The sequence below is a fragment of the uncultured Brevundimonas sp. genome (genome assembly GCF_963977465.1).
Lineage (GTDB): Bacteria > Pseudomonadota > Alphaproteobacteria > Caulobacterales > Caulobacteraceae > Brevundimonas.
Genome location: NZ_CAXBOQ010000003.1, coordinates 182,152 through 197,375 on the forward strand (window position 1 = coordinate 182,152; position 15,224 = coordinate 197,375).

Sequence of the window (15,224 nt, forward strand, 5' to 3'; positions counted from 1 at the left end):
GGGAATGGCCTGCGCACATGACCCCGGGCCGGGGTCCTGTCAACCGCGGGGCATGGTCGGGTCCACCGGGACATAGAGGCCGCGGGCCTCGGCCGAGCCCCCGCGCCGGGTGCCGAGCGCGGCGATCGTCAGCTCGACCAGACGGCCATTCAGGGCGAAGACCAGGGTGTCACCGACCTGCACCGGTCGAGCGGCCCGGTCGAGGCGGGATTGACGCCCGTGGCGGGTCAGGCGCACGCCACCGCGGTCGACGAAGGCCGTCGCCAGCGACCGGGTGCGCAGGAAGCGGGCCTGCCACAGCCAGATATCAATACGACAGCCGGCGGCGCTCATGCCTTGGGCGCACTGCGTCGACGGGTCGCGGCCTTGCGGCGCGGCGCGCGTGTCGGGCTCGGGGCGAGGGCGGCCAGAGCGGCGAAGGGTGAGTCCTTTGGCAGGGCCGCTGGTCGTCCGGGCCGATCCGGCATACGCGCGCGCGTCGGTCGCAGGGCAGCCGTCAGGGCCTTGGCCTCTTCGGCGGTCCAGCCCAGTTCGGCCAGGATCTCGGCACTCAGGGTGCCGTCCTTGCCGCGCTGGTCGGCGGCCCGCTCCAGTGCCTCGACCGGCACCGCCCAACGTCCGACCGCGCGCACACCCCAGGCCGACAGGGTGCGGACCGTCGGCGGCGGATGGGGCAGCAGGGTCAGGCCTTCGGCCTGTGGACGAAACGGTTGATCGGCGACGAAGGCGAGGGCCAGGGCGCGGGCGCGGGGCTTCAGGATGTCGGGCAGCCAGACGGAATGGGTGCCCATGCGCACGGCGAAGGTGCGCAGCGTGCGACGCTCGGCCGGGCTGAGGGCGTGGAGATCGCGCTCGACCTCGGCCCGGTCGATCAGCCCGCCGGCCTCAACCAGCCGGAAGGCCAGGCCGCGCGGCAGACCCTTGAGCGTGCCGCTGTCGAGGGCGCGGCGCAGGCGACGCAGGGACTTCAGCGCCCGTCCGGCCTCGGCCGCCAGCCAGGCCTCGACACGCTGGCGGGCGCGGTCGCGCGTGGCGACGGGGCCGAGGTCGCCGAGCAGTCGCACCCGGGGGGCGAACGGGTCGCCGCCGATGATCCGCGCCGCCTGGGCCCCCTGCCACAGGACGATGCCGTCCGGCGTGACGGTGAAGGCGTCGTCGCCGTCGGCGGTCAGACTGCCCAGCCGTCGGGCGATCTCGGGCCCGACCGCGCGACCGGCGGCGGCCTTGAGGGTGCGGTCGGCCAGGGTGGAGCCGCCCTTGTCGGGGGCGAAACGCACGCCGTCCAGGTGGCCGACCACCTCGCCCTCGACCGTGACCCGACCGTCCTCGGCCACCTCGGCGGCCAGGTCGGGGCGGTCATTGAGTGAGCGCATCAGGGCGGTGGTGCGGCGGTCGACGAAACGGGCGGTCAGCCGCTCGTGCAGGACGTCGGACAGTCGCTCTTCCAGCACCCGGGTCTGGTCGCGCCAGTCGCGGGCCTGATCCAGCCAGTCGGCCCGGTTGGCGATGTAGGACAGGGTGCGGACCCCGGCGAGACGGGCCGAGAGCTGGTCGATCTGGCCGTCGTCACGGTCCAGCCGGGCGAAGCGCGGGGCGATCCAGTCATTGTCCAGCCGTCCGCGCGGCCCGGTCAGGGCCTGGAAGATCTCCTTCGACAGACGGGCGTGTTCGTCGAGGGTGGTCTTCTGGAAGTCGGGCAACTGGCAGGCTTCCCACAGCCGCATCACGGCCCCGCGTGAGCGGCCGATGCGTTTGACGTCGTCATCGACCATGGCCCGACGTAACAGGGTCTCGTCCAGGGCCGGGGCTGCCAGTTTCAGCCCCCGCGTACCGGGCGTCTCGACCAGCGAACGCAGCAGGTCCGGCAGGGTGTCGAAATCGAGCCGGGCATTGCGCCATTCGGCGGCCACGACCGGCTCGAAACGGTGGTCGATCACTTGATCGACCAGATCCGAATCCAATTCATCGCATTCGCCGGTGACGCCGAAGGTGCCGTCGCGCAGGTGGCGACCGGCGCGGCCGGCGATCTGGCCGATCTCATGGGCATGCAGCCAGCGGGTCCGGGTGCCGTCGAATTTTCGCAGGCCGGCGAAGGCGACATGGTCGACGTCCATGTTCAGCCCCATGCCGATGGCGTCGGTGGCGACGAGGAAATCGACCTCGCCGGACTGGAACAGTTCGACCTGGGCGTTGCGGGTGCGGGGCGACAGGCTGCCCATGACCACGGCGGCCCCGCCGCGCTGGCGCCGGATCAGTTCGGCGATGGCGTAGACCCGGTCGGTCGAGAAGGCGACGATGGCGCTGCGCCGCGGCAGGCGGGTCAGCTTCTTCGAGCCGTCATAGCTGAGGGTCGACAGCCGCTCGCGGGTGACGACCTCGAGGTCGGGGATCAGGGCCCGCATCAGCGGGGCCATGGTGCCGGCCCCCAGGAACATGGTCTCGAACCGGCCGCGGGCGTGCAGCAGCCGCTGGGTGAACATGTGGCCGCGCTCGGGATCGGCGACCAGCTGGATCTCGTCGACCGCCAGGAATTCCACCTGCCGTTCCAGCGGCATGGCCTCGACCGTGCAGACGAAGAAACGGGCGCGGGGCGGGACGATCTTCTCCTCGCCGGTGATCAGGGCCACGGCCGCTGCGCCACAGCGTTTGACGATCCGCTCATAGATCTCGCGCGCCAGCAGCCGCAGCGGCAGGCCGATCATGCCCGAGGCATGACCCAGCATCCGCTCGACCGCCAGATGGGTCTTGCCGGTATTGGTGGGGCCCAGGACCGCGACGACGCGCGAGGGGGCCAGACCCGTGGGGCGGTCACTCATGATGGACCCAAGGTGGCAACTCGCGGCCCGTTGCTCAAGTCTCAAACACCGGACGTCCGGGTCGCAGGCCGGAGGGTGAATTTCGCTTGCTGATCACCGCCCGGACCGCACATTGGAGGTCACCCCTTATCCGGAGCCTGACCTTGACTGACACCGCCGCCCGCAAGCCGATCGCCTGGCCGATGCTGATCCGCAAGGCGCACCTGTTTCTGGGCATGCTCATCGCGCCCAGCGTGCTGCTGTTCGCGATCACCGGCGGTCTGCAGATTTTCCGGCTGCAGGAAAGTCATGAGGGCTACACCCCGCCGCCCATCGTCGAGAAGCTGGGCCGGATGCACATGGATCAGGTCTATGCGCTGAAGAAGAAGCGGGCCGAACCGGCGGCGGCTCCGGCCGAGACGGTCGCCGCGCCCGTGGCGGTCGAAACGGCCACGCCGGAACCCAAGCCGGCCCCGCCGCTGTCTAAACAGCTGCTGCAGTGGTTCTTCACCCTGGTCGCCGTCGGCCTGGTGCTGTCGACCCTGCTGGGTGTGTGGATGGGGGCCATGGTCAGCCGGTCGCGGGTCACGGCGCGCTGGCTGTTGCTGGCCGGGGTCGTTTTGCCGGTGCTGATGCTGCTGGTCTAGGGCATCCGAGCGGTCGGTCTTAACGGGGCGTGGTTAACCGGCGGAACAGGGGCGAAACGAATCAGGACCGAATCACTGACACCGCCGTATTCAGGGTTTGTTCCCTACAAGATGTTGTATCTTAAGGGTGATTAACCACAATCACGAGGTCGGGCCGGATGATCAGCGCTTTGGCGCTGACGGGGAATTCCATCGCATGGCGGTGAGAGGTGCTTCCCCCGCGCCCATCGAGCCGCTAGGTCAGCGTCCGTGACCCCGTAGCTCAGCCGGATAGAGCAAGGCTTTCCTAAAGCAGAGGTCGGGGGTTCGAGTCCCTCCGGGGTCGCCACCTCCCTTGTTTTCATCTGATAAAACATGGGGTTGCAAAAGGTTTGACACTGGCGGGTTTGACGCCCCCAAAATCGGACCCCGCAACGGCCAATCGGGAGCCTCTTGGCAGCGAACAACTCCGTTTTCCAGGTCCATCAAACCGCGAGGGGTTTCCACCTCCCTTGGGTAGAACTGAGTCCCCATTGCAACAGTTCGGCGCCAATGAACTTGGTTACGGCGCTCTTAACCAATCGCTGACGCAAGCAGCGCCGGATGGCTCTATGGAGGCACCAATGGATATCTTCACGATCGGCTACGAAGGAGCGCACATCGACGCGTTCGTTGCGACCTTGGCGGCCGCCGGGGTGGAGACGCTTGTTGATGTCCGCGCGGTGGCTGTCAGCCGACGACCCGGCTTTTCGAAAACGGCACTGGGGTTGCGCCTTACCGCCGAGGGTATCCGGTACGTTCATCTCAGAGACCTCGGTGACCCCAAACCGGGCCGGGAGGCTGCGAGGGCTGGCCGGTTCCGGGCGTTCGAGCGGATATATGATGCTCACCTCGCCACTCCAGCTGCTGTTGACGCGCTAGCGGAAGCTGGCCGGCTAGCAGGACAATCACCCATTGCTCTCATGTGTTTCGAGGCTGACGCAAGTCACTGCCACCGAACGGTGATCGCTCGACGCCTTGCCAAGGCGATGAAACTACTGATTGTGGACCTTCGCGTTAACAATCCGGGGGCGGCATTTGGAGCTCGAGCGATCAGTCATTCTGGTGAAGGCTTGGCCGCAGCCTAGCGCGAAGTATGGCGAGACCGTTTGCTGTGCGGGCGTGACCCCCGACGGCGAATGGCGTCGGCTGTTTCCCATTCGATTCCGCCATCTCACTGGCGACAGGCAGTTCAGCCGCTGGGACACTGTCGAGTACGTGCCTCGACTACCGGTTTCCGATCGGCGCAAGGAGAGCCGCACGATCGAGGAGAATCGCCTCAAGCGCGTCGGACAGTTGAAGCCGGCATCTCGCGGCGACTTCCTCGCGAGTCTAATTCGTCCTTCGATCTTTGCTGCAGCGGAGCGGGGAGAGTCGTTGGCTCTGGTCAGACCCGACAGTTTCGAGTTCGTTTGGAAACGGAAGGCAGATGCTGAGATCGAGGCAGATCGAGAGAAGCGCGGGCGGACTCTTAGCCAAGGGAGCCTGTTCGATAAAGAGTTGGCAGCGATCGAGCCGTGTCCCTTTGACATCCGCATGCGGTTCACAGACGAAACAGGGCGGCACGACATGGCCTGTGGGGATTGGGAAACCGCCGCGACCTTCTTCAAGTGGCGTCGAGAATACGGCGAGGACTCCGCCCTCTTGCGGCTCAAGAATCGCTACGAAGGTGAGTACGCTGACGCCGGCGTCGCCTTCGCGTTCGGAACCATGGCAAAGCATCCGACGACTTGGATCCTTCTCGGGATCATTCGCCTAGACGAAAGTCACCAGATGAGGCTGATCTAGTCCTCGCAACCGCCGGTGTGGAGTCGCCGCGGGCCCGGCGTGGCTATCGCGCCGTCAGGACCACGATGATGACCGAAGTCTTAGGACGACGTTGGGTGCACGATCTCGCACCCAACCGTAGGAGCCGGTCTGTCCAAGTTTAACGCCGTAGTTTAACCTGTTGAATTCATTGAGAGTAGTGCTGAAGGTTGACATCTCAGCTCATTGAAATGGTTTGGCAGGACGGTGTCCTCCGGGGTCGCCACCTCCTCCGCGACAGACTTCAGTCCGGGCGGCGACCGCGGGGGCCGGTGCCGACACCATGTTTGCCGACGCTCGCCCACTCCGCCTGCTCAGCCTTGTGAATGAACTGTTCCGAAACCATCCAGCCCTTGAACGGGCGCAGGGTGGCCAGGCACATCAGGGTCAGCAGCGGCAGGGTCACGACCAGATGCATCCAGATCGGCGGATGCATGATCAGGTCGAAGGCCATCAGACCGATCATGCCGATCAGGCCGACGGCGGACATCACGAAAAAGGCCGGGCCATCGGCCGGGTCGGCGAAGCTGTAATCCAGACCGCATTCCGGGCAGGACTCACGGATCGTCAGATAGCCGATCAGCAGCGGGCCTTCGCCGCAGCGGGGACAGCGGCAGCGCAGGCCGGTCGACAGGGTGCTGAGACGCGCATGCGGAACGTTGGTCATGCATGGGGTGTCTGCCCCGGACGGTGGGGTTGCAAGCGTCGTCAGTGTCGCGGGGTGGGCGACCGCGACCGGTGATCGGTCATCCTCCGTTAACCGCGATTAAAGGGCTTCACGCGAGTGTGCGCGCGTATGTCCGGGGTCTCATCCAGCAAGCGCATCCTCAGAACGACCGTGGCGGCTGCCGCGGCGGGTGCCGTGGCCTTGTCGCCGCTGGCACCGCTGGCCAAAGAGATCGGCCCCGGGATCTCTCCCGTCGATATTCGCGTCGGAGCCAATCCGCGCTTCACCCGGGTCGAATTCGCCGGGGTGATCGGGGCGCGGTCGCAGGTCCGGCGCGAGGGCCAGACGGTCATTGTCCGGATCGGGGCCACTGCCGCCCCCGACGTCTCGCGCCTGCGGGTCGATCCTCCGAAGGGGGTCGAGAGCGTCGAGACCCGGTCGGTGCCCGGGGGCACGGAACTGGTGCTGACCCTGGCCGAGGGGGCCGATGCCCGCACCGGCAGCGCCGACGGTGCCGTGTGGTTGAACCTCTATGCGCCGGGCAAGGCACCCCCGGCAGCCCCGGGTGCCGCAGCCGCCGCCGCCGCCATTCCGGTGACGGCGACCGCAACGACGGACAAGGTTTCGCTGAATTTCGCCTGGACCCAGCCGGTCGGCGCGGCCGTGTTCCGCCGTGGGGCGGCGGTCTGGGTCGTGTTCGACACGGTCGCCCGTCTGGACATGGCCGGTGCCCGGACCCTGGGACCGGCGACCGACGCACGCTGGGCCGCCGGAGCCGACTATACGGCCGTCCGCATCGCCGCCCCCGACAACCTGCCAGTGTCGGTGGTCAGCAACGGGGCTGCGTGGACGGTGGTGATCGGTGGCCAACGGGTTGCGGCCGACGGGGTCGAGGTGACGCGTGCCGACAGCGGTGATCTGGCGCTGGTCGTGCGGATGGCCGGGGCGACCCGGGCTGTCTGGCTGACCGATCCGCTGGTCGGCGATCGATTCGCGGCGGTCACCGCCTTGGCCCCCGGTAAGGGTCTGGGCCAGCGACGCCAGTCGGTCGACCTGACCCTGCTGCCGACGGCGCACGGGTTGGCGATCGAGACCCCGACCGACGACCTGCGTGTCACGGCGGACGGCGACCTGGTGTCGCTGACGCGGCCGGGCGGGCTGATCCTGTCGCCGCCGTCGGTGCTGCTGGCGGCAGCCCATGTGCCGAACGGCGCGCCGCAGAAGGCCCGGTTCGCCGCGCTGATCCTGCCGGCGTGGAGCGAGACCGGTCCGGGCGGCTATGCGCCCCGCTTCCGCGAGTTGCAGATTCGCGCCGCCGAAGAGTCCTACGCCGCCGGTGAGAATCCGCGCGCGCCGATCGAGGCCCGGCTGGCCCTGGCCCGTTTCCTGGTCGCCTCGGGCCTGGGCTATGAGGCCGTCGGCATCCTGAACGCAATCATCGACCAGGCCCCGAACATGGCCGGAGAGGCCGAAGTTCGCGGCCTGCGCGGTGCGGCCCGCGCCTCGATCGGCCGGATTCAGGAGGCCCAGGCCGATTTCGCCGCCGGAGCCCTGGCCGGTGATCCATCGGCACCGGTCTGGCAGGGCTATATCGCCGCCCAGCAGGGCGACTGGGCCGAGGCACGGCGGGGCTTTATCGCCGGCGCTTCGGTGATCGACAGCTTTCCCGAGGTCTGGCGCGCGCGTTTCGGGGCCGCCCATGCGCTGGCAGCGTTGGAAACCGGCGATCTGGACGCGACCAGATCCCTGCTGGCCTACAGTTTCAGCCAGCCGACCAGCGCCGCCGACCAACTGACGGCGCGGCTGGTCCAGGCACGGCTGTTCGAGCTGCAGGGCGAGGGTGACCGGGCTCTGGCCGTCTACAAGGCCGTGGCGCGGGCCCCGCTGGACGGCATCGCGACCCCGGCCAAGCTGGCCGTTGTGCGCATGGAGCTGGACCGTGGCACGCTGAAGCCCGACGCGGCGGCCGACCAGCTGGAATCGCTGCGCTGGCGCTGGCGCGGAGACGCCACCGAACTGGCCGTGATCCGGCAACTGGGCAGCCTGTATCTGTCGCAGGGCCTGTACCGCGAGGCGCTGACGGCCCTGCGCGGGGCGGGCACGCGGATGGCCGACCTCCCGGGTGCCATCGACCTCCAGATGGACCTGTCCAATGCTTTCCGCAGCCTGTTCCTTGAGGGCGGGGCCGACGGGTTGCAGCCGATCCAGGCCCTGGGGTTGTTCTATGATTTCCGGGAACTGACCCCGATCGGTGCCGACGGCGACGAGATGGTGCGCCGGCTGGCACGGCGGCTGGTCAACGTCGACCTGCTGGACCAGGCGGCCGAGCTGTTGAAACACCAGGTCGACAACCGGCTGGAGGGCGTGGCCAAGGCCCAGGTCGCGACCGACCTGGCCACGGTCTATCTGATGGACCGGCAGGCAGAGAAGGCGTTGCAGGCGATCTGGAGTTCGCGCACGACCCTGTTGCCCACTGCCCTGAACACCGAGCGACGGGCACTGGAGGCCCGGGCCCTGATGGATCTGGGCCGCTTTGATCATGCCCTGGAGGTGCTGGATCGTGACACCACGCCGGCGGCGGCGGAGGTGCGGGCCGAGGTGTTCTGGAAACAGGAAAACTGGGCGGCGGCGGCGGCGGCCTATGACAAACGCCTGGGCGAGCGCTGGAAAGCCTCGACGGAGCCGCTGACACCGGCCGAGGAAAGCCTGCTGATCCGGGCCGGGGTCGGCTATTCGCTGGTTGATGACCAGGGGGCGCTGGCGCGCCTGTCACGGGACTATGCGCCGCTGGTGCCGGGTGCCCGTTCGGCCGGAGCGCTGCGGATCGCCCTGGCGGGTCCCAACGGCGGCGACGTCGATCCCGCCCAAATCGGTACGGCGGCCGGTGGGGCCGATACCTTCGCTGGATGGGTTTCGGCGATGAAGGCCCGGTTCAGACAGCAGACGGGCGAGACCCGCACTGCTGCGACCCCCGCCCGTCCTCAAGCTCAGGTTCCGGCACCGGCGGCCGCCGCGAGACCCGCGGCCGCCGCCTGACCGGAAAACGTCCTAGCTGTTGACCGCATCCTTGAGCGGCTTCGACACGCGGAAGCGCACGGCCTTGGAAGCGGCGATCTTGATGGTGGCACCGGTGGCCGGGTTGCGGCCTTCACGGGCGGCACGGGCAGCGGTGTCGAAAACACCCAGGTTCGAGATGCGGACGTCGCCGCCGCCCATCAGGCTTTTGTGGATGTTCTTGACGATGGCTTCGAGCACGCGGCCGGCGTCGGCCTGCGAAACGTTGGCGTCCTTGGCGACGGCAGCGATGAGTTCAGCTTGTGTGGTCATGGGTCGTTTCCAAAAAAGGCCACCCGATTCCCGGGCGAGACCACCCGATCAACACGTGTTTTGGTGTTCTTGGCAAGCGGTGCTTGCCGCTTGGGTCACTGACGGTGGGGATTCAGCCCGTTCCGGAGGCCCGCTGGAAGCTCTCGACCAGGCTTCCGGCGACCAGTCTCCAGCCGTCGACGAGCACAAAGAAGATCAGCTTGAAGGGCAGGGAAACCACCACCGGCGGTAGCATCATCATGCCCATGCTCATGAGCACGCTGGCGACCACCAGATCGATCACAAGAAACGGAACGAAAAGAAGAAATCCGATTTCGAAGGCCTTCTTCAATTCACTGATCATGAAGGCCGGCGTGACCACCCGCAGGGGCAGGTCGGGGGCGGCGGTATCGGCCTCCACCTGGCTCAGTCGGGTGAACAGCGCGAGGTCGCTGCGGTCCACCTGGGCGAGCATGAAAGTCTTCACAGGTTCGGAGGCCGCATCGAAGGCCTGGGGCAGCTCCATCTGCTCATCCAGCAGGGGGCGGATGCCCGAATCATAGGCGTCCTGCCATGTCGGAGCCATGACGATGGCGCTCAGAAACAGGGCCAGGGAGACCAGAACCGCGTTCGGCGGCGACTGCTGCATGCCCAGGGCGGTCCGCAGCAGGGACAGAACCACGATGATTCGCACGAAGCTGGTGGTCATGATGACGATGGACGGGGCCAGTGACAGGACGGTCATCAGCCCGACCAGTTGCACCACCCGCGTGGTCAGGCCCGCCCCGGTGCCGAGGTCGACATTGATGGCGGCACCGCTCTGGGCCGCCTCCTGGGCCAGGGCCGCCAGCGGCCACAGCAGGCACAGGACGGTGGTCAGCAGGGACAGCAGGGCCGCGCGTTTGAACTCGGCCCGGGTCGGCACGGCGAACAGGGCTGGCCGTGGCGCGCGCGCGGTCACGCGTCGATCTCCGGCAAGGGCGGGGCAGGCTGACGCGGCTCGATCAGCTCACGACCCTCGCCCAGCAGGATCAGCCGTTCTTCATCGTCGATCCGGACCAGAACCAGACGGCGGGCCGGATCCAGCACCAAGGTTTCAACGACCCGCAGGCGGCGCTCGCCGCGCTCGGCACTGATCCGGGCCATCAGTTGCGGCGCATAACGCCGGGCGGCCCAGGCGGCTAGGCCGATGATCCCGAGGGTGAAGGCCAGACCGAAGACGGCGCGGGCAAGGTCGAGGAAATTCATTCAAAATGGCCCTGCCGGCGACTCCTCCGCGATCGGGGGCCGGCGCATGGAGCCTTGCCGATCGTGGTTAACGGGTCGTTTAGATAACTCCGCGTTAACCATGCAGGCGGCATTTTCTGCCCATCTGAACGGGCGCGCCGCGTCTGACAGGAGGAAGCCATGGGCTTTTCCGACCTGCCCCTGCTGGACCAGATCAAGGGTCGCATGTCCTGGCTGGACGAACGTCAGCGGGTCATTGCCCAGAACGTGGCCAATTCGGACACACCGGGCTACGTGGGTCGCGACCTCAAGGCCCCGCCCGATTTCGCCGCGGCCCTGCGCGAGGGCGGGGCGCTGCAGATGACCCGGACCAGCGCGAATCACATCGCACCCGCCGCGCCGCAGAGCCGGTTCCACACCAGTGCCGCCCCGGATTCCGAAACCACGCTGGACGGCAATACGGTGGTGGTCGAGGAGCAGATGCTGAAGATGGCCGAGAGCCGCATGGCCTATGACGCCGCGATCAGCTTCTACCAGAAGTCGATGAACATGCTGCGGATGGCCGCCCGCGGCCCGGGTCGCTGACGCCATGAGCGAGGATCAATAGATCATGCCAGACCCCGTCGCCCGCAACAGCGCCATGGCCGTCGCCGCTTCGGCCCTCAAGGCCCAGCAGTCGCGCATGCGCGTCATCGCCGAGAACATCGCCAACGCCGAATCGACGGCGCAGACGGCGGCCGGCACGCCCTATCGGCGCCAGATCCCGGTGTTCGAGGCCCGCACCGTCGACGGGGCCACCGGCGTGACCCTGGCCGAGGTGCGGCCGGATCAGAGTGACTTCCGCAAGGAATACGACCCTTCGCACCCGGCCGCCGACGGCGAAGGCTATGTGCTGCGGCCCAATGTGAACTCGCTGGTCGAGGCCATGGACATGCGCGAGGCGCAGCGGGCCTATGAGGCCAACCTCAATGTCATCGAGACGGCGCGGGCGATGGACGCCCGCATTCTCGACCTGCTGAAGAAGTGAGGCGCTAGATGATCAATCCGGCAATGGCGGCGCGCGCCTATTCCTCGGTTCAGGGCGGGGCCATGCCGACCGAGCTGACCTCGGCCACGGGTGGGGCGGGCGCGGCCCAGGGCGCGGGCTTTTCCGACCTGCTGCAGAACGTCATGGGCGACCTGACCCAGTCGACCAAGGCGGCCGAGACACAGATGGCCAGCTCGGTGCAGGGCCAGGGCAGTCTGATCGATGTGGTCACCGCCGTGACCTCGGCCGAAGCCTCGCTGGAGACCGTCATGGCCGTCCGAGATCAGGTGATTCAGGCCTACCAGGAAATCATGCGGATGCCGATCTGATCGGCCGCTCGCCCGGCCCCTAGCCCTCCAGCGACACCACCGGCTGGGTGACCCCTGACGGGCGGCGGCTTCGGCCCTTGAGCCAGGCGCGGATGTGGCCCTGCATCGGATTGTCGAGCAGGAAGTGGAAGGCGAAGGCGAAGACGAAGGCCGCCGCCACCCCGGCGACCCACAGCGCCCATTGTGCGCCGACCGGCAGGGCGAAGCGGGCGATGGCGACATTGGCCACGCCGAACCAGGCGATGCGCACCACCTCATTGGTGATGAACATCGAGAATGACACCTGCGCGGCCTTCTCGACCCATTTCGAGGGGCGCGGCGTCGGTGTCGCGCCCGCCGCCAGAATGATGACCGAGATACAGGCCAGTGAGACGAGGGCGTGCTTGTCGAAATACTGCACGAAGGCCAGAGCCAGCGCCGCGCCGATGCCGGCCCATCCGGCCAGCTTCGGGCTGATCCAGACGTTCTGGGCGAACCAGGCCAGGGCCATGCCCAGCACGAACAGGGGCAGGGCGCGGACGAAGCCGAAGCCCATCGGCATCTGGTAGACGGGATAGCCCAGCAGGTTCCAGCTCATCTGGTTGACGACCAGATAGCCGCCGATGCCTAGCACCAGCACCGTCCACGGCTTCAGCCGCATCAGACCCTTCAGGATCCACGGGAAGGCGAGGTAGCAACCGATCAGGGCCGAGATCGACCAGCTCGGCGCGTTCCAGCCGTAGCCGCCGGGTACGCCATAGGCCTGGGTCAGACTCAGCTGGGCCCACAACTGGTCCCAACGGAACCATTCGGGGGACCGCGGGGCTACGCCCAGCAGCCCACCGCCGACGACCAGCGTCACGAGGCTCAGCCCCATGAACAGATGCGCCGGCACGACTCGCAGATAGCGCTTGAGAAAGAAGTCGCCCGCCGACATGCGGCCGCTCGCCACCGAGGCGGCGTAGACCCGCATCAGCACATAGCCGCTGTCGATCAGGAAGAAGTTGGTGAGCAGGAATCCGCCCCGCTCAAACACGGGATGCACACCTTCGGCCAGGGCCACCGGCCCCGCGCCCTGGAAGTGATGCAGGATGATCAGCGAGGCCACGATGAACCGCAGGGCGTCGAGCCACCCGCCGCGAACGATGGGCGTTGTCTCTTTTTGGGTCGAAATGGCGGTCCAGGTCATGATTCCGGCCCTCCCGACCGGTGTTCAGACCTGTTGGAGCAAGGGCCGGGCCATTTATCGCAGGATTAGCTGCGTACCAGCTGGAGGAACTCCTCGCGGGTGCGGGGATCATCGCGGACGACGCCGAGCAGGGTGCTGGTGGTCAGGGTGGCCCCCGGGACGTCGACGCCGCGCAGGGTCATGCAGCTGTGTTCGGCCTCGATCACCACGCCGACCCCGGCGGGCTTCAGAACCTCCTGAATGGCGTCGGCGATCTGGGCCGTCATCTTCTCCTGGATCTGCAGCCGCTTGGCATAGCCGCGCACCACCCGGGCCAGCTTGGAGATGCCGACGACGCGGTCGGTCGGCAGATAGCCGACGTGGGCCACCCCGACGACCGGCAGCATGTGATGCTCGCAGAAGCTGACGAAGCGGATGTCCTTGAGCACGACCAACTGATCGTAGCCGCCGACCTCCTCGAAGATGCGCTCCAGATATTCGCGTGGCTCGACCTCATAGCCGGAGAACAGCTCGCGATAGCTGCGTGCGACGCGGGCGGGCGTGTCGAGCAGGCCTTCGCGATCAGGGTCATCGCCGGCCCAGCGGATCAGGGTGCGGACGGCGGCCTCGGCCTCGGACTGGGGGATGGCGGTTTCGAGCGGAGAGTCGGTCATGCGATCAGCCATAGTGCGGGATGCGGCGAAAGGGGAGCGTTGCCGCTCAGATGATCGGCTGCGGCCGGTCACGAATCCACTGCGAAAGCAGCCATTTTTCGCCGGTGGTCGGCGGCAGGCCGGCGTGCAGGGTGCGTGGATCGACGCGTCCGTCGGGCTCGACGTTGAAGAACAGAAGGGCGTCCCCGGTCTTGCCGCCGAAGCGCCAGTCCAGCTCGGGAAAGGCCGTCTCACCGCCCGCATAATCTTCGTTGAGATAGGTCAGGAAGGTGGCCTGACGCTGACCCTGCTTGGCCAGGGACTCGGCCAGGGCCGGGGCTTCGGGATTGAGGAAGTCGAAATGCGGCTCGTAGCGTTGGCCGATGTCGTAGCGCAGGATGTTGCAGGGCTCGAAGGTCGCAGGATCCAGACCCGGGCCGGCGGCAGCCATGCGGGCCCGCATCAGGGCCAGGATCAGGTCCGTGTCGAGCAGGCTGAAACCCGCCCCGCTGCTGGTGCGCATGCCGTCCGGGCGACGGCCGCCCTTGTCCGCGTCATAGACCCGGGCCGGGACCAGACGCGCGCTGGCGCGCTGGATGATCCAGGCGCAGACGGCCGGGGTGGCGAAGCCCTCGAAGACCTGGATGCGCGGCGAGTCCGAGATGGTGCGGGCGACCGGCGGGGTCAGCCAGGCCGCGAGATTGACCGCCTTGCGGGCTCGGGCCCACAGCGCAGATTTGGGGTCGGGCCGGTCCGCGGCTGCTGCCACGCCGTCATCGTCCGTCAGCAACACCAGCTGCGCGCGCGCGGCGGCGTCGCCCCGTTCGGCGGCCGTCTGTAGCCAGTCGAGGGCCGTCTCCCAGCTCTGCGGGCGCCCGATGCCGACAGCCGCGAGCACAGCGAGCCGGGCGGCGGCCTCGGCATGGCCCAGTTCAGCGGCGCGGGCCAGCAGGATCGCCCCCTCGTTCGGCTGGACCGGGGCTGCGCGGCCGACCAGCAGGCGCGTTCCCAGCCATGTCATCGACGGGACGTGACCCTGACGGGCGGCCCGGTCCAGCCAGGAGACGGCAATCTCGTGGCGGCCTTCGCGGTCGAAGATCCGTGACAGGGCGAACTGCGCGTCCCCATCACCAGCGACGGCGCGGCGGTGAATGTCTTCAGTGGCCAGCGAACTCATGGTCTGGAGCCATATCACCGGTGTCGCCGGAGTGCAGCGGATTTTGCGGCGGAGCAGGGGCCCCGGCCGTCAGCCGGGAAATCGTCCGCTCGGCAGCCGTTTCCTAACTCCGCATTAACCATGGTCCCGGCATTTTCTGCCCAGTATCGTTGGAGCTGAGAATGAACGGCGCGGAAGTTCTGGATGTCGGGCGTGATGCCCTTTGGCTGACGATTCAGCTGAGTGGTCCCATGCTCCTGGTCGCCCTGGTGGTCGGCGTCAGCATCGGCCTGTTTCAGGCCCTGACCCAAATTCAGGAACAGACCCTGGTCTATGCGCCCAAGATCATGGCGATCTTCGTTTCCCTGTTGCTGTTCCTGCCGGTCATGGGGTCGCTGCTGGGCGGCTTCATGCGGACCATCGCCGCGCGCATCGCCGGGATGTGA

At 67.6% G+C, this 15,224-nt stretch carries 17 protein-coding genes and 1 tRNA gene; 9 read left to right on the top strand and 9 right to left on the bottom strand.

The window, feature by feature from the left end:
* Positions 1–39 precede the first annotated feature (39 nt).
* Positions 40–333: an RNA-binding S4 domain-containing protein gene (locus AAC067_RS07855; RefSeq protein ID WP_339931237.1), complete on the bottom strand. Its 294-nt coding sequence runs from the start codon at positions 331–333 to the stop codon at positions 40–42.
* Positions 330–2,816 (bottom strand): helicase-related protein, encoded by a 2,487-nt coding sequence (locus tag AAC067_RS07860; protein WP_339931239.1) that lies wholly within the window; start codon positions 2,814–2,816, stop codon positions 330–332. The genes AAC067_RS07855 and AAC067_RS07860 overlap by 4 nt, the downstream gene beginning before the upstream one ends.
* Before the next feature lie 143 nt (positions 2,817–2,959).
* On the opposite strand from AAC067_RS07860, the gene AAC067_RS07865 reads away from it, so the two are divergent.
* From AAC067_RS07865 to AAC067_RS07880, 4 genes are all read left to right on the top strand, one after another.
* Positions 2,960–3,442 (top strand): hypothetical protein, encoded by a 483-nt coding sequence (locus AAC067_RS07865; RefSeq protein WP_339931241.1) that lies wholly within the window; start codon positions 2,960–2,962, stop codon positions 3,440–3,442.
* Positions 3,443–3,693: 251 nt separating this feature from the next.
* A tRNA-Arg gene (locus AAC067_RS07870) sits at positions 3,694–3,770 on the top strand.
* 184 nt (positions 3,771–3,954) lie between these two features.
* Positions 3,955–4,548 (top strand): DUF488 domain-containing protein, encoded by a 594-nt coding sequence (locus AAC067_RS07875; RefSeq protein WP_339931243.1) that lies wholly within the window; start codon positions 3,955–3,957, stop codon positions 4,546–4,548.
* A gap of 34 nt (positions 4,549–4,582) precedes the next feature.
* A complete protein-coding gene (locus AAC067_RS07880) occupies positions 4,583–5,248 on the top strand; it encodes a hypothetical protein (protein WP_339931245.1) in 666 nt (221 codons plus the stop codon).
* 262 nt (positions 5,249–5,510) lie between these two features.
* On the opposite strand, the gene AAC067_RS07885 is transcribed toward AAC067_RS07880, so the two are convergent.
* Entirely contained in the window at positions 5,511–5,933 is a 423-nt protein-coding gene (locus AAC067_RS07885) for a DUF983 domain-containing protein (protein WP_339931247.1), read from the bottom strand.
* A 129-nt stretch (positions 5,934–6,062) separates the two neighbouring features.
* Here AAC067_RS07885 and AAC067_RS07890 point away from each other — a divergent pair, with 129 nt between their 5' ends.
* The gene (locus AAC067_RS07890) at positions 6,063–8,969 is read left to right on the top strand and encodes a hypothetical protein (protein WP_339931249.1); all 2,907 of its coding nucleotides are present in this window, start codon (positions 6,063–6,065) and stop codon (positions 8,967–8,969) included.
* A gap of 12 nt (positions 8,970–8,981) precedes the next feature.
* Here the strand turns inward: AAC067_RS07890 and AAC067_RS07895 are convergent, their stop codons facing one another.
* The 3 genes from AAC067_RS07895 to AAC067_RS07905 form a co-directional block, all read right to left on the bottom strand.
* Positions 8,982–9,260: an HU family DNA-binding protein gene (locus tag AAC067_RS07895; protein WP_300445855.1), complete on the bottom strand. Its 279-nt coding sequence runs from the start codon at positions 9,258–9,260 to the stop codon at positions 8,982–8,984.
* Positions 9,261–9,372: 112 nt separating this feature from the next.
* Entirely contained in the window at positions 9,373–10,173 is an 801-nt protein-coding gene (gene fliP / locus AAC067_RS07900; RefSeq protein WP_339931719.1) for a flagellar type III secretion system pore protein FliP, read from the bottom strand.
* Between the two features lie 23 nt (positions 10,174–10,196).
* The gene (locus AAC067_RS07905; protein WP_339931252.1) at positions 10,197–10,487 is read right to left on the bottom strand and encodes a flagellar biosynthetic protein FliO; all 291 of its coding nucleotides are present in this window, start codon (positions 10,485–10,487) and stop codon (positions 10,197–10,199) included.
* 159 nt (positions 10,488–10,646) lie between these two features.
* On the opposite strand from AAC067_RS07905, the gene flgB reads away from it, so the two are divergent.
* Genes flgB through fliE form a run of 3 tightly spaced genes read left to right on the top strand, consistent with a single transcriptional unit; the run spans position 10,647 to position 11,822 of the window.
* Positions 10,647–11,051 carry a flagellar basal body rod protein FlgB gene (gene flgB / locus AAC067_RS07910; protein WP_339931254.1) on the top strand — a complete coding sequence of 135 codons (405 nt, stop codon included), beginning with the start codon at positions 10,647–10,649 and terminating at the stop codon, positions 11,049–11,051.
* A gap of 25 nt (positions 11,052–11,076) precedes the next feature.
* Positions 11,077–11,493: a flagellar basal body rod protein FlgC gene (gene flgC, locus AAC067_RS07915; RefSeq protein WP_339931256.1), complete on the top strand. Its 417-nt coding sequence runs from the start codon at positions 11,077–11,079 to the stop codon at positions 11,491–11,493.
* Between the two features lie 8 nt (positions 11,494–11,501).
* Positions 11,502–11,822 (top strand): flagellar hook-basal body complex protein FliE, encoded by a 321-nt coding sequence (fliE, locus tag AAC067_RS07920; RefSeq protein ID WP_339931258.1) that lies wholly within the window; start codon positions 11,502–11,504, stop codon positions 11,820–11,822.
* A gap of 19 nt (positions 11,823–11,841) precedes the next feature.
* On the opposite strand, the gene AAC067_RS07925 is transcribed toward fliE, so the two are convergent.
* From AAC067_RS07925 to AAC067_RS07935, 3 genes are all read right to left on the bottom strand, one after another.
* Positions 11,842–12,990, bottom strand: a complete 1,149-nt coding sequence (locus tag AAC067_RS07925) for an acyltransferase (protein WP_339931260.1) — start codon at positions 12,988–12,990, stop codon at positions 11,842–11,844.
* 65 nt (positions 12,991–13,055) lie between these two features.
* Entirely contained in the window at positions 13,056–13,643 is a 588-nt protein-coding gene (folE, locus tag AAC067_RS07930) for a GTP cyclohydrolase I FolE (protein WP_339931262.1), read from the bottom strand.
* Between the two features lie 46 nt (positions 13,644–13,689).
* Positions 13,690–14,799: a 2OG-Fe(II) oxygenase gene (locus AAC067_RS07935; protein ID WP_339931264.1), complete on the bottom strand. Its 1,110-nt coding sequence runs from the start codon at positions 14,797–14,799 to the stop codon at positions 13,690–13,692.
* A 161-nt stretch (positions 14,800–14,960) separates the two neighbouring features.
* On the opposite strand from AAC067_RS07935, the gene fliQ reads away from it, so the two are divergent.
* Positions 14,961–15,224, top strand: a complete 264-nt coding sequence (fliQ, locus tag AAC067_RS07940) for a flagellar biosynthesis protein FliQ (protein WP_339931266.1) — start codon at positions 14,961–14,963, stop codon at positions 15,222–15,224.